The 18,789-nt window shown below is 71.2% G+C and carries 19 protein-coding genes and 2 pseudogenes; 18 read left to right on the top strand and 3 right to left on the bottom strand.

Going from position 1 to position 18,789, the window contains the following annotated elements:
• From ACWJ6R_RS11650 to ACWJ6R_RS11595, 12 genes and pseudogenes are all read left to right on the top strand, one after another.
• Positions 1 to 222: pseudogene (locus tag ACWJ6R_RS11650) on the top strand (hypothetical protein); the annotation flags it as partial.
• A gap of 164 nt (positions 223 to 386) precedes the next feature.
• On the top strand, positions 387 to 803 hold the full coding sequence (locus ACWJ6R_RS11645; RefSeq protein ID WP_449062229.1) for a hypothetical protein: 417 nt from the start codon (positions 387 to 389) through the stop codon (positions 801 to 803).
• Between the two features lie 78 nt (positions 804 to 881).
• Complete coding sequence (locus ACWJ6R_RS11640; RefSeq protein ID WP_229798455.1) at positions 882 to 1,097, top strand: AtpZ/AtpI family protein; 216 nt, start codon at positions 882 to 884, stop codon at positions 1,095 to 1,097.
• A 67-nt stretch (positions 1,098 to 1,164) separates the two neighbouring features.
• Entirely contained in the window at positions 1,165 to 1,956 is a 792-nt protein-coding gene (gene atpB / locus ACWJ6R_RS11635) for a F0F1 ATP synthase subunit A (RefSeq protein WP_449062228.1), read from the top strand.
• Between the two features lie 79 nt (positions 1,957 to 2,035).
• Positions 2,036 to 2,269, top strand: a complete 234-nt coding sequence (gene atpE, locus ACWJ6R_RS11630; RefSeq protein WP_449062227.1) for an ATP synthase F0 subunit C — start codon at positions 2,036 to 2,038, stop codon at positions 2,267 to 2,269.
• Between the two features lie 32 nt (positions 2,270 to 2,301).
• Positions 2,302 to 2,847, top strand: a complete 546-nt coding sequence (locus ACWJ6R_RS11625; protein WP_068894837.1) for a F0F1 ATP synthase subunit B — start codon at positions 2,302 to 2,304, stop codon at positions 2,845 to 2,847.
• Complete coding sequence (locus tag ACWJ6R_RS11620; protein ID WP_449062226.1) at positions 2,847 to 3,656, top strand: F0F1 ATP synthase subunit delta; 810 nt, start codon at positions 2,847 to 2,849, stop codon at positions 3,654 to 3,656. The genes ACWJ6R_RS11625 and ACWJ6R_RS11620 overlap by 1 nt, the downstream gene beginning before the upstream one ends.
• 23 nt (positions 3,657 to 3,679) lie before the next feature.
• On the top strand, positions 3,680 to 5,326 hold the full coding sequence (atpA, locus tag ACWJ6R_RS11615; RefSeq protein WP_189238338.1) for a F0F1 ATP synthase subunit alpha: 1,647 nt from the start codon (positions 3,680 to 3,682) through the stop codon (positions 5,324 to 5,326).
• Between the two features lie 3 nt (positions 5,327 to 5,329).
• Positions 5,330 to 6,229, top strand: a complete 900-nt coding sequence (locus ACWJ6R_RS11610; protein ID WP_449062225.1) for a F0F1 ATP synthase subunit gamma — start codon at positions 5,330 to 5,332, stop codon at positions 6,227 to 6,229.
• Position 6,230: 1 nt separating this feature from the next.
• The gene (gene atpD, locus ACWJ6R_RS11605) at positions 6,231 to 7,667 is read left to right on the top strand and encodes a F0F1 ATP synthase subunit beta (protein ID WP_189238336.1); all 1,437 of its coding nucleotides are present in this window, start codon (positions 6,231 to 6,233) and stop codon (positions 7,665 to 7,667) included.
• A gap of 66 nt (positions 7,668 to 7,733) precedes the next feature.
• The gene (locus ACWJ6R_RS11600; RefSeq protein WP_189238335.1) at positions 7,734 to 8,138 is read left to right on the top strand and encodes a F0F1 ATP synthase subunit epsilon; all 405 of its coding nucleotides are present in this window, start codon (positions 7,734 to 7,736) and stop codon (positions 8,136 to 8,138) included.
• Between the two features lie 16 nt (positions 8,139 to 8,154).
• Positions 8,155 to 8,592, top strand: coding sequence for a DUF2550 domain-containing protein (locus tag ACWJ6R_RS11595; protein WP_449062224.1), 438 nt, complete (start codon positions 8,155 to 8,157; stop codon positions 8,590 to 8,592).
• Between the two features lie 58 nt (positions 8,593 to 8,650).
• On the opposite strand, the gene ACWJ6R_RS11590 is transcribed toward ACWJ6R_RS11595, so the two are convergent.
• On the bottom strand, positions 8,651 to 9,241 hold the full coding sequence (locus tag ACWJ6R_RS11590) for a cob(I)yrinic acid a,c-diamide adenosyltransferase (protein ID WP_449062223.1): 591 nt from the start codon (positions 9,239 to 9,241) through the stop codon (positions 8,651 to 8,653).
• 65 nt (positions 9,242 to 9,306) lie between these two features.
• On the opposite strand from ACWJ6R_RS11590, the pseudogene ACWJ6R_RS11585 reads away from it, so the two are divergent.
• The 6 genes and pseudogenes from ACWJ6R_RS11585 to ACWJ6R_RS11560 form a co-directional block, all read left to right on the top strand.
• Positions 9,307 to 11,958 (top strand): annotated as a pseudogene (locus ACWJ6R_RS11585) (S41 family peptidase); the annotation flags it as partial.
• Positions 11,913 to 12,497 carry a S41 family peptidase gene (locus ACWJ6R_RS11580; protein ID WP_449062230.1) on the top strand — a complete coding sequence of 195 codons (585 nt, stop codon included), beginning with the start codon at positions 11,913 to 11,915 and terminating at the stop codon, positions 12,495 to 12,497. The pseudogene ACWJ6R_RS11585 and the gene ACWJ6R_RS11580, both read left to right, overlap by 46 nt.
• A 140-nt stretch (positions 12,498 to 12,637) precedes the next feature.
• Complete coding sequence (locus tag ACWJ6R_RS11575) at positions 12,638 to 13,771, top strand: ABC transporter ATP-binding protein (RefSeq protein ID WP_449062222.1); 1,134 nt, start codon at positions 12,638 to 12,640, stop codon at positions 13,769 to 13,771.
• Between the two features lie 55 nt (positions 13,772 to 13,826).
• A complete protein-coding gene (locus tag ACWJ6R_RS11570; protein ID WP_449062221.1) occupies positions 13,827 to 14,624 on the top strand; it encodes an ABC transporter permease in 798 nt (265 codons plus the stop codon).
• A 25-nt stretch (positions 14,625 to 14,649) separates the two neighbouring features.
• Positions 14,650 to 15,858, top strand: a complete 1,209-nt coding sequence (locus ACWJ6R_RS11565) for a sensor histidine kinase (RefSeq protein ID WP_449062220.1) — start codon at positions 14,650 to 14,652, stop codon at positions 15,856 to 15,858.
• Positions 15,855 to 16,448, top strand: a complete 594-nt coding sequence (locus tag ACWJ6R_RS11560; protein ID WP_449062219.1) for a response regulator — start codon at positions 15,855 to 15,857, stop codon at positions 16,446 to 16,448. The genes ACWJ6R_RS11565 and ACWJ6R_RS11560 overlap by 4 nt, the downstream gene beginning before the upstream one ends.
• A 63-nt stretch (positions 16,449 to 16,511) precedes the next feature.
• On the opposite strand, the gene ACWJ6R_RS11555 is transcribed toward ACWJ6R_RS11560, so the two are convergent.
• The gene (locus ACWJ6R_RS11555; RefSeq protein ID WP_449062218.1) at positions 16,512 to 17,075 is read right to left on the bottom strand and encodes a TetR/AcrR family transcriptional regulator; all 564 of its coding nucleotides are present in this window, start codon (positions 17,073 to 17,075) and stop codon (positions 16,512 to 16,514) included.
• Between the two features lie 163 nt (positions 17,076 to 17,238).
• Positions 17,239 to 18,789, bottom strand: a 1,551-nt coding sequence (locus tag ACWJ6R_RS11550) for an aldehyde dehydrogenase family protein (protein WP_449062217.1), incomplete at its 5' end; no start/stop codon positions are given.

The raw sequence follows: 18,789 nt of genomic DNA, 5'->3' as shown, positions 1-18,789 counted from the left end.
GTGGTCCCCGGGGACCACCCGGGCGGACCGGCCGCTCCGGCGTCCGCCCCGGTGTCCTCCTCCCCGCAGCACTCGCAGAACCCGCAGCACCCGGCCGCTCCGATGGTCCCCCCGGCGGCCGAACCGGGCGACGACACGGCGGTGTTCTCGATCGTCCCCGACCTGCCGGGACCGTCGCGGTCCACCACCCGCGGCTCGGCGGCGGGGCTTCCCAATTCCTGAGACGACCTGGCCGGCACCGGCCGGAAACCTCTAGATCGTTTACTTGAAACGGCAGGTAAAGGCGCTCTTCCAAGAGCTTGTGATAGCTTTCACTAGCAGGTGTTCGGCAGTCCGAGCCTGCTAGGTAGCAATCGCTCGCTTGATAACAGCCATCTGGAGTGCCGATGCAGGCCAATGACGTGCGCGTCCTGAAAGGGGCCGCGATACCCACCGCGGTCGTGGGCGCGGCGGTCATCGGCGTCGCCGCCCTGCTCGCCGGCGGCGCGGGGGCTCTGGGAGCCCTGATCGGCCTCGCGACCGTCGCGGTCTTCTTCACGGTCGGCCTGGTCGCCGTCTCGTACGCGAGCCGGGTCTCCCCGGCGGTGATGATGGTCGCCGCGGTCACCACCTACGCGGTGAAGGTCTTGGTCATCATGGCGCTGCTGAGGGCGTTCGAGAGCGCCACGGCGTTCGAGCCGACGGCTTTCGGCTGGTCGGCGATCGTCTGCACCGTCGTCTGGACCGCCGGGGAGATGCGCGGCTTCGTGAAAACGAAGATGCTCTACGTCGATCCCGGTTCTCCGGGTTCCCGGGCGGGATGATCGCGATGAGGCGTATTATGGCCCCGACCGGGTCCGATATGACTAGTCAACAGCCCGACTGCTATTGTCATGCCCGCGATGAGCGAACAAGAACGCAGGCCGGAGGACGACGGCCGCGACTTCGCCGACGCCGCCTGGTCAATCCCCAGCTACATCCTTTCCGGGATCATCCTGTACGGCGGCGGCGGCTGGTTGCTGAGCCGCTGGACCGGCGTGGCGGTGTTCACCCCGATCGGAGTGATCATCGGAGTCGTTCTCGCGATCTACCTGGTCTACCGGAAGTACGGTCGCTGACCTCACGCGGCGGTCGCCTCGCGGAGGAAACAGTCTTGATCCATTACCACGTTGAAGGGAACGCCGCGTGAAGGCGCTGACGGTCCTCGCCGCCCCCGAGGAGTTCCAGGCTCCGGGCCCCGAACTGTTCAACATCCCGCCGATCATCTCCGGCGTGACCTGGTTCACCAAGCCGGTCCTGCTCGCGCTGCTGAGCTCGCTCGTGGTCGTGGTCTTCTGCTGGTCGGCGTTCTCCAAGCCGAAGCTGGTGCCCCGGGGCATCCAGAACGTCGCCGAGTACGGCTACATGTTCGTCCGCGACCAGGTCGCCCGCCCCTTCCTGGGCAAGGACACCGACCGCTGGATGGGCCTGCTGCTCAGCATCTTCTTCCTGGTCTGGGTCTGGAACCTGATGGGCGTCGTCCCCTTCCTGCAGTTCCCGGTGGCCTCGCACATCGCCTTCCCGATCGTGCTCGCGGGCACGATCTACCTGCTCAAGATCTACCTGGGCATGAAGCACCAGGGGCCGATCGGCTACTTCAAGAACATGATGTTCCCGCCGGGCCTGCCCAAGGCGGTCTACATCCTGATGGCGCCGCTGGAGCTGCTCTCCAACCTGGTCGTGGCCCCCTTCACGCACGCGGTGCGACTGTTCGCCAACATGTTCGCCGGCCACCTCATCCTCGCCTTCTTCAGCGCGGTCGGCTTCTGGTTCCTCTTCGAGCAGCTCAGCCCGCTCGGCGCGCCCGTCGGCGTCGTCAGCGTCGTCATGACGATCGCGATGACCGGGCTGGAGCTGTTCATCCAGTTCCTGCAGGCCTTCCTGTTCGCGATGCTCGCGGCGATGTACATCGGCGGCTCCCTGCACGCCGAGCACTGAGAAACGCACAAAGACCTTCCCCTCCTGAGTCCAGACCGGTGAGATCTGAGTCCACCGGCCGTCCCGAAAAGGAAATGAAATGAGCGGCATCCTCGCTGAGGTCACCGGCAACATCGGCTCGATCGGCTACGGCCTGGCCACCCTCGGCCCCGGCATCGGCGTCGGCCTCATCTTCGGCAACGGTCTGCAGGCCATCGCCCGCCAGCCCGAGGCCTACGGCCTGATCCGCCAGAACATGCTCCTCGGCTTCGTTCTCGTCGAGGCGCTCGCCCTGATCGGCCTGGTCGCGCCGTTCATCTACCCGACCTCCTGATCGCAGACACACCCTGACGGAAGGCTGCATCGATGACAATCGCAGCTAATCTCCTGGCGGCGGAGGAGACCAGCCCTCTCCTTCCGCACATGTACGAGCTGGTCGTCGGCGGCTTCGCGTTCCTCTTCGTCGTCCTCGTCGTCGGTAAGATCCTCACCCCGCGCATCCAGCAGACGCTGAATGAGCGGACCGAGGCGATCGAAGGCGGGATCCAGAAGGCCCAGGACGCCCAGGCCGAGGCCCAGGCGCTGCTCGCGCAGTACAAGGAGCAGCTCGCCGAGGCGCGGCACGAGGCGTCCCGCCTGCGCGAGGAGGCTCGCGAGCAGGGCGCGCAGATCAAGGCCGAGCTCCGCGAGGAGGCGCAGGCCGAGGCCCGCCGCCTCATCGAGGCCGCGCACGTCCAGATCGAGGCCGACCGCCAGCAGGCGTTCGCCCAGCTCCGCGCCGAGCTCGGTCGCCTGTCGATCGACCTCGCGGGCCGCATCGTCGGTGAGTCCCTCGAGGACGAGGCGCGCCAGCGCCGCACCGTCGACCGGTTCCTGGAGGAGCTCGAGTCGAGCAACGCGGCGGTCCGCTGATGAGAGGGCTGAGCAGGGCCTCGCTCGCCGAGGTCGAGGAGCACTTCAACGCGGTGGCGGGAAGCGCGGACCTCGGCACGCTGGCCGATGAGCTCTTCGCGATCGCCGACCTGTTCGACCGCGAGCACGGGCTCCGCCGGACCATGTCCGACGCCGCCCGCCCGGCGGCGCAGAAGGCCCAGACCCTCCGGATCCTTCTGGAGGGCAAGGTCGGCGCCGCCGCGCTGGAGACGGTCGTCGGGGCGGTCTCCGCCCGGTGGGCGCGCGCCGGCGACCTCGCCGACGCGCTGGAGCGGCTCGGCGTCATCGCCGCTGCGGCCGAGGCCGAGGCGCAGGGCAGGCTCGACGAGGTCGAGGACGAGCTGTTCCGGTTCGGGCGCATCATCGCCTCGAACCTCGCGCTGCACCGGGCGCTGGCCGATCCGGCCGCGCCCGCGCAGGGCAAGCGGGAACTGCTCGGCTCGCTCCTCGGCGGCAAGGCCACCCCCACCACCATCCGCCTGGTCACCCAACTCGCGGTGCATCCGCGAGGACGTAGCCTGGATGGTGGACTGGAGGACGTCGGTCATCTGGTCGCCGCACAGCGGCAGCGTCTCGTCGCGGTGGTGCGCAGCGCCGTCGCGCTCTCCGAAGAGCAGAAGCGGCGTCTGGCCACCTGGCTGCGCGCCTCCTACGGCCGCGACGTTCACCTGAACGTCGAGGTGGATCCGCGAGTGCTCGGTGGGTTCTCCGTTCGCATCGGGGACGACCTCATCGACACCACCATCGCGGGACGAATCGAAGAAGTCCGCCGCCGGTTGGCCGGCTAGGCGAATAGGGAGACAGAAGAGAGATGGCGGAGCTTACGATCCGGCCGGATGAGATCCGGGACGCGCTTGAGCGCTTCGTCCAGGCGTACGAGCCGGAAGGCGCCGCGCGCGAGGAGATCGGGACCGTCGTCGACTGCGGCGACGGCATCGCCCATGTCTCCGGCCTTCCCTCGGCGATGGCGAACGAGCTGCTCGAGTTCGAGGACGGCACGCGTGGTCTGGCACTGAACCTGGACACCCGGGAGATCGGTGCCGTTATCCTGGGCGACTTCAGCAAGATCGAGGAGGGCCAGTCGGTCCGCAGGACGGGCGAGGTCCTGTCCGTGCCGGTCGGCAACGCCTTCCTCGGCCGTGTGGTCGACCCGCTGGGCAACCCCCTGGACGGCAAGGGCCCCATCGAGTCCGAGGCGCTGCGCGCCCTCGAACTCCAGGCACCCTCGGTGGTCCAGCGCCAGCCGGTGAAGGAGCCGCTGGCCACCGGCATCAAGGCGATCGACGCCATGACCGCCATCGGCCGGGGCCAGCGCCAGCTGATCATCGGCGACCGCGGCACCGGCAAGACCGCCATCGCCGTGGACACCATCCTCAACCAGCGGGAGAACTGGCTCTCCGGCGACCCGGCCAAGCAGGTCCTCTGCGTCTACGTCGCGGTCGGCCAGAAGGGCTCGACGATCGCCCAGGTCAAGGGCCGCCTCGAGGAGGCGGGCGCGATGGAGTACACCACCATCGTCGCCTCCCCGGCGTCCGACCCGGCCGGTTTCAAGTACCTGGCGCCCTACACCGGCTCGGCCATCGGCCAGCACTGGATGTACCAGGGCAAGCACGTCCTCATCGTCTTCGACGACCTGACCAAGCAGGCCGACGCCTACCGCGCGGTCTCCCTGCTGCTGCGCCGCCCGCCGGGCCGTGAGGCCTACCCCGGCGACGTCTTCTACCTGCACTCCCGTCTGCTGGAGCGCTGCGCCAAGCTCTCCAACGACATGGGCGCGGGCTCGATGACCGGTCTGCCGATCATCGAGACGAAGGGCAACGACGTCTCGGCGTTCATCCCGACCAACGTCATCTCCATCACCGACGGCCAGGTCTTCCTGGAGACCGACCTGTTCAACGCGGGTGTGCGGCCGGCCATCAACGTCGGTGTCTCCGTCTCCCGGGTCGGCGGCTCGGCGCAGACCAAGGCGATGCGGAAGGTCGCCGGCACGCTGCGCCTGTCCCTGTCCCAGTACCGCGACCTGGAGGCATTCGCCTCCTTCGCCTCCGACCTGGACGCGGCCTCCAAGGCTCAGCTGGAGCGCGGCCAGCGCCTGGTCGAGCTGCTCAAGCAGCCGCAGTACAGCCCGTTCTCGCTGGAGCGGGAGGTCGTGTCGATCTGGGCCGGCACCACCGGCGAGCTCGACGAGGTCCCGGTCGAGGACATCCGCCGCTTCGAGACGGAGTTCCTGGACTACCTGGGCCGCGACCACAAGGGTGTCTTCGACGCCATCCGCGAGACCAAGGAACTGTCGGACGACACGGTCACGGCCCTGAAGGACGCGATCACCCAGTTCAAGAAGGGCTTCGAGACCTCGGCGGGCGAGTTGCTGGTCAACGACGAGCCGGTCGCGGCGCTCGGCGCCGACCGGGTCGGCCAGGAGAAGATCATCAAGCACGTCAGTGACGAGAAGAAGTAGCCGATGGGTGCCCAGCTAAGACTGCTGCGGCGGCGGATCAAGTCGGTAAAGTCCACCGCCAAGATCACGCGCGCCCAGGAGCTCATCGCCTCGTCGCGCATCGTGAAGGCGCAGCAGCGGATGCAGGCGGCCGTGCCGTACGAGCGCGAGATCACGCGCGCCGTCACGGGCGTCGTCAGCAACACCACCAGCGTCGACCACCCGCTCACCACGGCGAAGGAGCAGCCCCGCCGGGCCGCAGTGCTCATCGTCACCAGTGACCGCGGGTTCTGCGGCGGCTTCAACGCGAACATCCTGCGTGAGGCCGAGGCCCTCGGCGGCCTGCTGCGGAGCAGGGGCGTCGAGCCCGTGCCCTACGTGGTGGGGCGCAAGGGCATCACCTGGCACAGCTTCCGCGGCCGGGCGATGAGCGGCCAGTGGGGCGGGTTCTCCGACAGCCCCTCCTACGGCAACGCCAAGGAGATCGCGGGCGCGCTCATCACGGCGTTCTCGGCCGATGACGGGATCGACGAGATCCACATCGTCTCGACCGAGTTCGTCTCCATGCTGACGCAGGAGGTGGCGGTGAAGCGGATCCTGCCGCTCGAGGTCGTGGAGACCACCGAGAAGCCGGAGACGCCGCTGCCGTACTTCGAGTTCGAGCCCACCGCGGCCGACGTACTCGACTCGTTGCTGCCGCGGTACGTGGAGTCGCGCATCTTCAGCACGCTGCTCCAGTCCGCCGCCTCGGAGCACGCCGCGCGCCGCCGGGCCATGAAGTCGGCGACCGACAACGCCAACGAGCTCATCCGCGTGTTCACCATGCAGATGAACCAGGCTCGTCAGGCCGAGATCACCCAGGAAATCAGCGAGATCGTCGGTGGCGCCAACGCGCTGGCTGACGCCGCAGCGGGGAAAGAGTGAAATGACTGCAGAGACTGTGGAGAACGTCGCGACCGGTGTGGGCCGCGTCGCCCGAGTCACCGGTCCCGTCGTCGACGTGGAGTTCCCCGTCGAGGCGATGCCCGACATCTACAACGCCCTGAACGTCGACGTCACCGTCGGCGGCGAGACCAAGACCCTGACCATGGAGGTCGCCCAGCACCTGGGTGACAACCTGGTCCGGGCCGTCTCGATGCAGCCCACCGACGGCCTGGTCCGCGGTGCGGCGGTCTCCGACTCCGGCGCGCCGATCTCGGTGCCGGTCGGCGACGTCGTCAAGGGTCACGTGTGGAACGCGCTCGGCGAGTCCCTGGACGTGCCGACCGCCTCCCTGAAGGTCACCGAGAAGTGGGGCATCCACCGCCCCTCCCCGGCCTTCGACACCCTCGAGTCGCGCACCGAGATGCTGCCCACCGGCATCAAGGTCATCGACCTGCTCACGCCGTACGTCAAGGGCGGCAAGATCGGTCTGTTCGGCGGCGCGGGCGTCGGCAAGACCGTGCTGATCCAGGAGATGATCCGTCGCGTCGCGCTGAAGTTCTCCGGAACCTCGTGCTTCGCGGGCGTCGGCGAGCGCACCCGTGAGGGCAACGACCTCTGGCTGGAGATGGAGGAGGCGGGCGTCCTCAAGGACACCGCCCTCGTCTTCGGCCAGATGGACGAGCCGCCGGGCACGCGTCTGCGCGTCGCGCTCTCCGCCCTCACCATGGCGGAGTACTTCCGGGACGTGCAGAAGCAGGACGTTCTGCTGTTCATCGACAACATCTTCCGGTTCACCCAGGCCGGCTCCGAGGTGTCCACCCTGCTCGGCCGCATGCCGTCCGCAGTGGGCTACCAGCCGACCCTGGCCGACGAGATGGGCGTGCTCCAGGAGCGCATCACCTCGACCCGCGGTCACTCGATCACCTCGATGCAGGCGATCTACGTCCCCGCGGACGACATCACCGACCCGGCCCCGCACAACGCGTTCGCGCACCTCGACGCGCAGACCGTGCTCTCGCGGCCGATCTCGGAGAAGGGCATCTACCCCGCGGTGGACCCGCTCGACTCCAGCTCCCGGATCCTCGACCCGCAGATCATCGGCGAGGAGCACTACCGGGTGGCCCAGGAGACCAAGCGGATCCTGCAGAAGTACAAGGAGCTGCAGGACATCATCGCGATCCTCGGCATCGACGAGCTCTCCGAGGAGGACCGGGTCACGGTCAACCGGGCCCGTCGCATCGAGCGCTTCCTCTCCCACCCGATGTACGCCGCCGAGGCGTTCACCGGCCAGCCGGGTGAGTTCGTGCCGCTGGACGAGACCATCGCGTCCTTCAAGGGGCTGTGCGCCGGCGAGTACGACCACCTGCCCGAGCAGGCGTTCTTCATGGTCGGTGGCATCGAGCAGGCCATCGCCAAGGCCAAGGAACTCGCCCGCTAGTCGCCTTAGGCGTCGGTACGGCCGTGGGCCGTACCGGCGCCTGGTTCGAAAGGAACTGAGGAGAAAGTGGCGAAGCTGCGAGTAGGCGTCGTCTCACCGGAGCGGGAGATCTGGTCCGGCGAGGCCGACATGGTGATCGCCAAGACCGTCGACGGTGAGATCGGCATCATGCCCAGGCACACGCCGGTGCTCGGCGTCCTCGTCGAGGGCGGCGTGCTGAAGGTGAAGCGCGGCGGTGGCGAGCCCGACCTCGTCGCCGCGGTCCACGGAGGGTTCCTCTCGGTGGCGGACGACGAGGTCTCGGTCCTGGCCGAGGTGGCCGAGCTCGGTTCCGAGGTCGACGTCGCCAGGGCCAAGAACGCCCTGGACCGCGCCCAGGCCTCGGTCGAGGCCGACATGGAGGCGGCGGACGCCGCCGCGCTGAAGCGAGCCCGGGCCCGGTTGCGCGCGGCAGGCGAGGAAGTCGGATAAGTTCTGCTTCTGAGCGGTGCTGGTTCTGGGGGCGGCGGACATGATGGCGCGTGACGTACTCATCGTGGCGGCGCTGATCGTCGCCCTCCTGCTCGTCCGGGTCCTGATCCTGATCCGCTCCCGGGGCTCGGTGCTGTGCTGCCTGCGCCCGATGCCGGGGGAGCGGGGCTGGCGGGTGGGAGTCGCCCGCTACGCGGAAGGCCGCCTCAAGTGGATTCCGCTCATAGGTCTGCTGCCGAGGCCGCGCCACGTCATCGTGAGGCGCGGCCTCGTGGTTTCCGGACGCAGGAAGGTCGGTCCGGGTGAGTTCTTCGGGTTCCTGGAGGGCGTGACGGCGCTGGAGTGCTCCAGCGGCGCGTTCCGCTTCGAGCTGGCGATGGGATACCGGGCGCTGACCGGCTTCGTCGCCTGGCTGGAGTCCGCCCCGCCCGGCGCCCATCTCGACGTCGCCTGAGCGCCGGGGCCTTCCGGCGCGGGCCCGGCGCTCGCCTCGGCGCCGCCCGGCCCGAAGGTCAGCGGGTGCCGCCGGGCTTCCAGAGGATCTCGTCGCCGCCCGCCGCGATGCGGCAGAGGATGAACATCAGGTCGCTGAGCCGGTTGAGGTACGTCGCGGTGAGCGGGTTGACGTCCTCGTGGGCCTCCAGGGCCGACCAGACGGTGCGCTCGGCCCGCCGGACGACGGTGCGGGCGACGTGCAGCCGGGCGACGGCCGGGGCTCCGCCGGGGAGGATGAAGCTGCGCAGCGGCTTGAGGCGCTCGTTGAACTCGTCGCAGCGGGCCTCCAGCCACTCGACGTAGGACGCCTCGACGCGCAGCGGGGGGAACTCGGGGTCCTCCGTGACCGGGGTGCACAGGTCGGCTCCGACGTCGAACAGCTCGTTCTGGATCCGGGTGAGGACCGCGGCGACGTCGTCGTCGAGCGTCCCGTACGACAGGGCCACGCCCAGCGCCGCGTTGGCCTCCTCCACGTCCGCGTAGGCGGCCAGGCGGGGGTCGGTCTTGCGGGTGCGGCTCATGTCGCCGAGAGCGGTGGTGCCGTCGTCTCCGGTACGGGTGTAGATCTTGGACAGCACCACGGGGTTGTCTCTGTCGGCTCGCGTCATGAACGTCAGCGTATCGGGCAGAAAAATCACATGGTCAGTCGCATAGCGGACAATATGATTTAGCGATGTCTTCTGGTTCTTACCTGCGATTTCCCCATCTTTCCGGCGAGCTGCTGACGTTCGTCGCCGACGACGACGTCTGGGCGGCACCCGCGGACGGCGGCCGGGCGTGGCGCCTGTCCTCCGACCGGGCCCCCGCAGGACACCCCCGCCTCTCACCCGACGCCACGAAGGTCGCCTGGACGAGCGTCCGCGACGGGGACCCGGAGGTGTTCCTGGCCGATCTGGAGACCGGCTCCGCCGAGCGGCTGACCTACTGGGGCGACGTCCGGACCCGCACCCGCGGCTGGACCCCCGACGGCAGGGTCCTCGCCATCAGCTCGACCGGCCAGCCGTTCACCTCGCAGACCTGGGCCTACGCGCTGGACGGCGGGCGCGCCGAGCGCCTGCCGTACGGCCCGGTCGCCGATCTGGCGATCACCGGGGACCCCGACGGCGCCGCGGACTCCGGGAGCGCCGGGAGCGCCGGGGGCACGGTGGCGCTGCTCACCGCCGCGCTGGCCCGCGACCCGGGGACCTGGAAGCGCTACCGCGGCGGTACGGCGGGCCGCCTGTGGATCCGGCAGGGGGAGGGCGACTTCATCCGGCTGCTGGCCGACCTGGACGGCCACTTCGCGAACCCGATGCTCGTCGGCGGGCGCCTGGTCTTCCTCTCCGACCACGAGGGCGTCGGGAACCTCTACTCGGTGGCGGTGGACGGCACCGGCCTGCGCCGGCACACCGACCACGACGTCTTCTACGCCCGGCACGCCACCACCGACGGGACCCGGATCGTCTACCAGAACGCCGGGGACCTCTACGTCCTGGACGGCCTGGACGCCGAGACCCGCAGGCTCGGCGTCCGGCTCGCCTCCCCGGCGCGGGGGCGGCAGCCGCGGACGGTGAACGCCCGGTGGCTGCAGGACCTGGCCGTGGACGCGACCGGGCGGGCCAGCGCGGTGGAGATCCGGGGCACGGTGCACTGGCTGACCCACCGGGACGGCCCGGCCCGGCAGCTCAGCTCCTCGCTCGCGGCGGGCAGGCCCCGGATCCTGGGCACCGGCCAGGTGGTGTGGGTCTTCGACGACGGCGGGACGCAGGGCCTGGAGATCGGCCCGGCCGGAGGCGGGGAGAGTCGCAGGATCGCCGCCGGCAAGCTGGGCGAGGTCGGCGACCTGGCCGTCGCGCCCGACGGCCGCACGATCGCGGCGGCGGCCAGGGACGGCCGGCTGCTCCTGGTCGACGTGGCCTCCGGCGAGGTCGTCGAGCTGGCCCGGGCCAACGGGGAGATCGACGGCATGGCCTGGTCGCCGGACTCGGCCTGGCTCGCCTGGTCGCATCCGGAGGCCACGCCGCTGCGCCGGATCCGGCTGGCCCGGGTGGTGGACCGGGCCGTGCACGACGTGACCGACGGCCGCTTCGTGGACGTCTCGCCCGCCTTCACCGGCGACCACCTGGCGTTCCTGTCGCGCCGGGGGTTCGACCCGGTCTACGACGCGCACTCCTTCGACATGTCCTTCCCGTACGGCTACCGCCCCTACCTGGTGCCGCTGGCGGCCTCCACCCCGTCGCCGTTCGCGCCCAGCGTGGACGGGCGGCCGGTGGGCGAGCCGGAGGACGACGACAAGAAGGACAAGAAGGAGGACGCCGCCGTCACCGTGGACGTAGAGGGGATCGCCGCCCGGGTGGTCCAGGTGCCGGTGCCCGAGGGGCGCTACTCGGCGCTGCGCGCGGTCAAGGGCGGGTTCGTCTGGCTGCGCGAGCCGCTGGCCGGGGAACTCGGCGAAGACCGGGGGGACCTCGACGGCGAGCCCCCCAGGCCCGCGCTGGACCGCTACGACCTGGCCAAGCGCACGTGCGAGGAGATCGTCGACAAGCTCGACTGGTACCGGGTGAGCGGCGACGGCACCCGCCTCGTCGTCTCCGACAAGGGCACGCTCACGGTCCGCCCGGCCGACGGCAAGGGCGACGAGGCGACCGTGGACCTGTCCCGGATCCGGATCACCGTCGACCCGGTGGCCTACCGCCGGCACGCCTACGCCCAGCTGGGCCGCCGGATGCGGGCGGACTTCTGGGTGGAGGACATGGCGGACGTCGACTGGGAGGGCGTGCTGGAGGAGTACCGGCCGCTGGTGGACCGGGTCTCCACCGACGACGACTTCGCCGATCTGCTCTGGGAGGTGGTGGGGGAGCTCGGCAGCTCGCACGCGTACGTCATGCCCGCGCCCTGGGGGGCCGCGGCCGCCGGACCGGTCGGCATGCTCGGCGCGGACCTGTCCAGGAACGCCGAGGGCCGCTGGCAGGTGGACCGGGTGCTGCCCGGCGAGTCGTCGGACGTGCACGCCCGCTCCCCGCTGGCCGCGCCGGGCGTGGGGGTGCAGCCGGGGGAGACGCTGCTGGCGGTCGACGGCCGCCCGGTGCCGCCGGAGGGCCCGGACCGGCTCCTGGTGGGCGCCGCGGACAAGCCGGTCGAGCTGACGCTGGGCGGCGGCCGCCGGGTGGCGGTCACCCCGCTCCTCGACGACCGGCGGCTGCGCTACCAGGACTGGGTCGCCGCGCGGCGGGCGCACGTGCGCGAGCTGGGCGGCGGGCGGCTGGGCTACCTGCACATCCCGGACATGGTCGCCGAGGGCTGGGCGCAGTTCCACCGCGACCTGCGCCGGGAGATGGCCTTCGAGGGGCTCGTGGTGGACGTGCGGGGCAACCGGGGCGGCCACACCTCCGAGCTGGTCATCGAGAAGCTGCTGCGCCGGGTGATCGGCTGGGACATGCCCCGGGGCCTCGCGCCGATCACCTACCCCGAGGAGGCCCGCGCGGGCCGCTCGTCGCGGTCACCGACCACAACGCCGGGTCCGACGGCGACATCGTCACCGCCGCCTTCAAGATCCACAAGCTCGGCCCGGTGGTCGGCACCCGGACCTGGGGCGGCGTCATCGGCATCGAGGACGGGCACCGCCTGGTCGACGGGACCTCCGTCACCGTGCCCCGGTACTCGTTCTGGTTCGAGGGGCTCGGCTGGGGCGTGGAGAACCACGGCGTCGACCCGGACGTCGAGGTGGACATCACCCCGGACGACTGGGCGGCCGGGCGGGACCCGCAGATCGAGGAGGCCGTACGGCTGGCGCTGGCCGCGCTGGCCGAGCGTCCCGCGGCGACCCCGCCCGACGTCGCGGCCCGTCCCTCGCGGCGCCGTCCCGCCCTGCCGCCCCGGCCGTAGGGTCCCGTCCCGGATGTCATGTCCGGCGGACGCCCGCCGCCGGACATGACATCTGTCATACCGATCATCCGTGAGATCCATGTCCCACCGGTGATATCGGCGACTGCACGGGAATCCGCCGGTGGAAGAAGATTTTCCGCATGAGGACACCACAGCTTGCGGACACGGCCGGCGCCGCCCCCCACGGCCTCGACAACGTGATCGAGGTCGGCGGGCTGCGGCAGAAGTACGGCGACTTCGAGGCCGTGCGCGGGATCTCCTTCACCGTCCCCCGGGGAGAGGTCTTCGCCCTGCTCGGCACCAACGGCGCCGGGAAGACCACCACGATGGAGGTCCTGGAGGGCTTCACGCCCGCCACCGACGGCACCGTGCGCGTCCTCGGCCTGGACCCGGTGCGGCAGCAGCGCGAGCTCCGCCCCCGGGTGGGCATCATGCTCCAGGAGGGCGGCTTCCTCGGCGACCTCACCGTCGCCGAGACGGTGGACCTGTGGAAGGGGCTGAGCGAGGACGCCGGCCGGCCGGTCACCCTGTCCGGGAGCACGGAGCTTCCCGGCCGCCTCACCCTCATGGGCCGGGTGCGCGGGGTGGACCGGGCGACCATGGGCGCGCTGGAGCTGGTGGGCCTGGAGAACAGGGCGAGGGTCAAGGTCAAGCAGCTCTCCGGCGGCCAGAAGCGCAGGCTGGACCTCGCGCTCGCGGTGCTCTCGGCGCCCGAGGTGCTCTTCCTGGACGAGCCGACCACCGGGATGGACCCCGAGGCGCGCCGGACCACGTGGAAGGTGATCGAGGACCTGCGGGACGCGGGCACCTCGGTGCTGCTGACCACGCACTACCTGGAGGAGGCCGAGCGCCTCGCCACCCGGCTCGCCATCATGCACGAGGGCCGCATCCACACCCACGGCACGGTCGAGGAGGTGGTGGCCACCTCCGGAGACCGCATCGCCTTCCGGCTCCCCGGCACCGCCTGGACCTTCGGCGACCTGCCGGCGCTGGACGGCGTCACCCCGGTGCTCACCTACGCCGGCGGAGGCGGCGGAGCGGCCGGCGGGTCCGCCACCGCATCCTCCACAGCATCCTCCACAGCATCCTCCACTGGGCCCTTCACCGAGGTCGTCTACACCCTGACCGGCGCCGACACCGAGACCCGCGCGCACGCGGCGCTCCGCCCGCTGATGGCCTGGGCCGACGGCCGGGGCGCGGCCCTGGAGCGGCTGGCCGTGCGCCGGGGGACGTTGGAGGACGTGTTCATGCGGGTGGTCGGGGAGCAGCGGTGAGAGCGGCGTGCCGGGAACGAGTCGTCCACGTATCGACGGGAAGCGGGAAGTGACCATGAAGACCGACGTTCTGCACGCCGTACGGCTGGCGAGGCTCGACCTGACCCTGGTGGCCCGGAACACCACCGTCCTGTTCAACGTGCTGCTGCTCCCGCTCCTGATGGCCTGGATGTTCACCGGGGCGCAGGGTGGCGCGGAGGTCGCCGGGGTGCCGGGCGGGGCCTTCGTCCTGACCGGGGTGCCCGGGCTGATGCTGGGCTTCGCGGTCTTCATCAACCTGGTGAACTCCTTCACCGCCCGCCGGGAGGAACTGGTGCTCAAGCGGCTGCGCGGGGGCCAGCCGTCCGCCCTGGCCGTCATGGCGGGCAGCGGGCTCGGGGCGCTGGCGCTCCTCCTCGGCCAGATGGTGCTGCTGGGGATCTGGCTGCACCGGACCGAGGGGGTCCTGCCGGCCAACGTGCCGCTGATCCTGCTCGCCGCGGTGCTGGGCGTCATCGTGTTCGCCCTGCTGGCGGCGGCCTTCTCCGGCCTGACGCCGAACGCCGAGATGGCCCAGATCACCGTGCTGCCGGTGCTGATGGTCATGCTGCTCGGCGCGCCGATCGCCTTCCCCCTCGACGTGCTGCCCGGCCCGCTGGGCACGGTGTCCGGCCTGCTCCCGGTGACCCCGGTGGTGGAGATGATGCGCACCGGCTTCCTGGGCGCGGACCACTTCTCCAGCGGCGGCGAGGCGCTGGACATGGCCGGGCAGTGGGTGGCCGCGCTGCCCTCGATCGGGATCATGGTCGTCTGGATCGGGGTGACCGGGCTGCTGGCCAGGTGGCTGTTCCGGTGGGAACCCCGGCACGGCTAACGTTGGTCGCCGGATGACGACGAATGTGACGGAAGAACAGGGGACGGGGCGGCTGAGGCGCCTCGTCCCCGCGGCGCTGCCCCGGCGCCGCAAGCGCTCCCAGGTCGAGCGGCTCCGCCGGCTGACCGCCTGGATGCTCGGCATCGGCATCTTCCTGGCCTGGATCGGCCCGCTCGGCTGGTTCACCAGCGCCACCCGGCCGATCCCGGTCCTCCCCTGGATCCTCGGACTGCTGGGGCTGGCGGCCTTCACCGTGCTCCAGGCCCGGATGATCAGGGCCGCCCTGGACGGCGCCACCGCCCACCGGGAGGCGGTCGCCTCGGGCGCGGTGGCGCTGGCCGTGCTGCTGGTCCAGGACGGGCACCTGCTGGCCTGGGGGCTGATCGCCCCGGCGTGGGCGTCGGGCGCGGCGCTGGTGCTGAACCGGTCCGCCACGTTCGCGGCCACCGTCGTGGCGACGGCGGCCGGGCTGTACCTCATGTGGCCGGACGCCTGGACGGCCTTCTACCCGGACCAGGAGACGTTCGGCGGCGCGATCGGCGGCTACACGGCGGCGTCGCTGAGCGTGCCGTGGATGAACCGGTTCCAGCTCTGGTTCTGGGAGGTGGTCCGGGCCGCGGAGGCCGGCAAGGCCGCGCAGGCGCAGCTGGCCGTGACCGAGGAGCGGCTCCGCTTCGCCCGCGACCTGCACGACCTGGTCGGCCACAGCCTCTCCGCGATCGCGGTCAAGAGCGAGGTGGCGGCCAAGCTGGCCAAGGGCGACCCCGGCCGCGCCGCGGCCGAGATGGACGCGGTGCGGGGGCTGGCCCGGGAGGCGCTGAAGGAGATCCGTACGGCGGTGCGCGGCTACCGGACGGTCGACCTGGAGGCCGAGCTGCGCAGCATGGCCGCGGTGCTGGAGGCGGCCAGCGTCCGCTGCACCCTGGCGGCGCCGCCGGAGGGCGTTCCGGAGGAGGGTGCCACCCTGCTGGCCTGGGCGGCCCGGGAGGGCACCACGAACGTGCTGCGGCACAGCTCGGCGACCCGCTGCCGGATCTCCGTCACGGTGCACGGCGGCACGGCGGTGCTGGAGATGGTCAACGACGGCGTGACCGGGACGGGCGCCCGCGGCGGCACGGGCCTGATCGGCCTGTCGGAGCGGCTGGCGCCCTCGGGCGGCACGGTCACCGCCGGGCCCGGGAGACCGGGGGAGTTCAGGCTGCGGGCGACGGTCCCGCTGGAGGGAGCACGATGATCCGGGTCCTGCTGGCCGACGACGAGCACCTGATCCGCGAGGCGATCGCCACGCTGCTCGGGCTGGAGCCGGACATCGAGGTGGTGGCCCAGGTGGCCAGGGGCGACCACGTGGCGCAGGCCGTACGGGAGCACGCTCCCGACGTGGTCGTGCTGGACATCGAGATGCCGGGCATGGACGGGCTGAGCGTGGCCGAGACGCTGCCGGGGCACGCCGTGCTGATGCTGACCAGCTTCGGCCGGCCCGGCTACCTGCGCCGGGCGCTGGCGGCGGGGGTGCGCGGCTTCGTACCCAAGGACGCCTCCTCCGACGAGCTGGCGGCGGCGATCCGCAAGGTCCACGCGGGAGGGCGCTACCTCGACCCGGAGATGGCCGCCTCGGCGATGATGGCGGGGGAGAGCCCGCTGACCGACCGGGAGCGGGACGCGCTGGCGCAGGCGGCGCGGGGCGCCTCGGTGGGGGAGATCGCGGCCGCGCTCCACCTCACCGAGGGCACCGTCCGCAACTACCTGTCCAGTGCGATCACCAAGCTGGGCGCCGCCAACCGGATCACCGCCATCCGGGCCGCCCAGGAGAAGGGCTGGCTCTGACCGGAGGTTCCGCCTCGACCGGCCGGGGCCCGGCGGCCGCGGCCCGACCCGCCGGGGACCGGCTCAACCGGTCAGGGACCGGCGGAAGATGTGCGCGGCCGTGCCGATCAGGCGGTCGACCGGAGGCGGGTCGGCGGCCAGCGTCCACTCGATGAGCAGCTCCTGGACCACGCCGAGCAGGCCGAGCACGACCAGGCGCGGCTCCACCCCGCCCGTCTCCGGGAGCTCGAAGAGGCTGGTCTCCAGGATCTGGCAGAAGGCCGCCGAGGTCTGCTGCCGGGACGCGGTGAAACCGTCGTCGGCGCGCCGTACCTCCAGGTACATGATCCGGGCGCGGCGCCTGTCGGCGGTGACGAACCGGATGTACTCCGAGATGCCCGCCTCGATCCGGTCGGGCAGCGTGTCGGGAGCCCGCTCGACGGCCTTCGCCACCGTCTCCAGGGTCTCCCGCACGCACCGGTCGTACACCACCAGCATCAGTTCGTCGCGGCTCTCGAAGCACTCGTAGAACGCGCGGTTGGAGATGCGCGCGACGGTGCAGAGCTTCTCGATCGTGGTGTCGGGGAAGCCGAGCTCGGCGTAGAGGACGTAGGCCGCCGAGATCAGGCGCTCACGGCGTTCCGCCAACCGTTCCTCCGCCGACATTCCCCTATAGGAACGTCCGTTCATGCAAGCCCTCGCTGCGGGAGAGGGCTTGACAAGTCCACGCATATTCGCTTCCACCTCATGATCTTCGCTCCCCGAAGCAACTATTATGGGTGCAAGATCCTTTTTGTGGAAGAGGAAAGGGCTATCGCTTCCGACGACCGTGTAAGAAAGTCACAAGTTTCACTACTTGGTCAAGTTCCTTCTGTCCGCGGTTGAACGAGGTGAGGTTCATTCCGGGAAGCGCGAAGCGCTGCCGGGCGATCCCCTTGGGCCGGGCGAACTCGCGCAGGCCGTCCGCGCCGTGGATCCGGCCGAAGCCGGAGTCACCGAGACCGCCGAAGGGCAGGGCGGGCACCGAGGCGAAGGAGATGACCGAGTTGATCGCGGTCATCCCGCTGCGCATCCGGCGTGCGAGCCGCACGGCGCGCCGCGCGTCACCCGAGAAGACCGTCCCGGCCAGGCCGTACGCGGTGGCGTTGGCCTTCTCCAGGGCTTCCTCCGCGTCGGCGACGCGCTTGACCGTCACCGTCGGGCCGAACGTCTCCTCGCGGACCGCCGGGGAGTCCTCCGGCACGTCCTCCACGATCACCGGGTCCACGTACGGCGCGCGCACCGACTCCGGCCCGCCCACCACGGCGCGGCCGCGTGCGACGGCGTCACCGATGTGCCGCCGGATGACGTCGAGCTGCGCGGGCATGGTGATCGGGCCGTAGTCCTCGCCCGCCCGGATCGCACCGGCCCGGTCGGTGAGCTCCCGCATGAACGCGTCGTAGACCGCGTCCACCACGTAGACCCGCTCCACCCCGACGCAGGTCTGCCCGGCGTTGGACATCGCGCCCCACAGCGCCGCGTCCGCCGCCGCCCGCACGTCCGCGTCGGCGTCCACGATCAGCGCGTCCTTGCCGCCGCACTCGGCGACCAGCGGCGTCAGGTTCGCCGCGCACGCGGCCATCACCCGCTTGGCGGTGGCGGTGGAACCGGTGAACGCGATCTTCTGCACCCCCGGGTCGCCCGCGAGGGCGGCGCCCGTCTCGCCCAGGCCGGTCACCGTGCGGAACACCGGCTGCTCGGGGACGGACTCGGCGAACAGTTCGGCCAGCAGGACCCCCACCCCCGGCGTCAGCTCGCTCGGCTTGAACACCACCGCGTTGCCCGCCGCCAGCGCGTAGGCGATCGAGCCCATCGGGGTGAACACCGGGTAGTTCCACGGCCCGATGACCCCCACGACGCCCAGCGGCTGGTACTCCAGCGTGGCCGCGAGGTTGGCGCCGACCAGGCCGGGGAAGACCCGGCGCGGGCCGAGGACCCGGCGCGCGTTGCGGGCCGCCCAGTCGAGGTGGGTGATGGCCAGGATCACCTCCAGCGTGGCGTCGGCCTTCGGCTTGCCCGTCTCGCGGTGGACCGCCTCGGCGATCCGGGCGAGGTCGCGGGTGACGACCGCCTTGTAGTCGAGCAACCGCCGCCTGCGCTCGGTCCAGCTCAGCCCGCCCCACCACCGCGCGGCGCGCCCGGCCTCGGCGACGGCCGCGCGCACGGCCGCGGCGTCCTGGATCGGATGGGTCCCGACGACGGTCCCGGTGGCGGGGTCGAGGGAGTCGAAGGTGCGCTGTTCGGTCGCCGTGGACATCACGGGCCTCCTCGCGTGCGGGGCGAACACCGCGGCGGCGCGCTCCGGCTCCCGGCTCGCGGCGGC

This window comes from Planomonospora algeriensis, assembly GCF_977012225.1.
Note: the sequence above shows the minus strand (reverse complement) of the source record. Positions and strands in the feature narration are given on the sequence as shown.

What these genes read in the sequence shown, in the direction of transcription:
- ACWJ6R_RS11645 (WP_449062229.1), top strand. Translation starts at nt 387, where the DNA reads ATGCAGGCCAATGACGTGCGCGTCCTGAAAGGGGCCGCGATACCCACC.
- ACWJ6R_RS11640 (WP_229798455.1), top strand. Translation starts at nt 882, where the DNA reads ATGAGCGAACAAGAACGCAGGCCGGAGGACGACGGCCGCGACTTCGCC.
- atpE (WP_449062227.1), top strand. Translation starts at nt 2,036, where the DNA reads ATGAGCGGCATCCTCGCTGAGGTCACCGGCAACATCGGCTCGATCGGC.
- ACWJ6R_RS11625 (WP_068894837.1), top strand. Translation starts at nt 2,302, where the DNA reads ATGACAATCGCAGCTAATCTCCTGGCGGCGGAGGAGACCAGCCCTCTC.
- ACWJ6R_RS11620 (WP_449062226.1), top strand. Translation starts at nt 2,847, where the DNA reads ATGAGAGGGCTGAGCAGGGCCTCGCTCGCCGAGGTCGAGGAGCACTTC.
- atpA (WP_189238338.1), top strand. Translation starts at nt 3,680, where the DNA reads ATGGCGGAGCTTACGATCCGGCCGGATGAGATCCGGGACGCGCTTGAG.
- ACWJ6R_RS11610 (WP_449062225.1), top strand. Translation starts at nt 5,330, where the DNA reads ATGGGTGCCCAGCTAAGACTGCTGCGGCGGCGGATCAAGTCGGTAAAG.
- atpD (WP_189238336.1), top strand. Translation starts at nt 6,231, where the DNA reads ATGACTGCAGAGACTGTGGAGAACGTCGCGACCGGTGTGGGCCGCGTC.
- ACWJ6R_RS11590 (WP_449062223.1), bottom strand. Translation starts at nt 9,241, where the DNA reads ATGACGCGAGCCGACAGAGACAACCCCGTGGTGCTGTCCAAGATCTAC.
- ACWJ6R_RS11575 (WP_449062222.1), top strand. Translation starts at nt 12,638, where the DNA reads ATGAGGACACCACAGCTTGCGGACACGGCCGGCGCCGCCCCCCACGGC.
- ACWJ6R_RS11570 (WP_449062221.1), top strand. Translation starts at nt 13,827, where the DNA reads ATGAAGACCGACGTTCTGCACGCCGTACGGCTGGCGAGGCTCGACCTG.
- ACWJ6R_RS11560 (WP_449062219.1), top strand. Translation starts at nt 15,855, where the DNA reads ATGATCCGGGTCCTGCTGGCCGACGACGAGCACCTGATCCGCGAGGCG.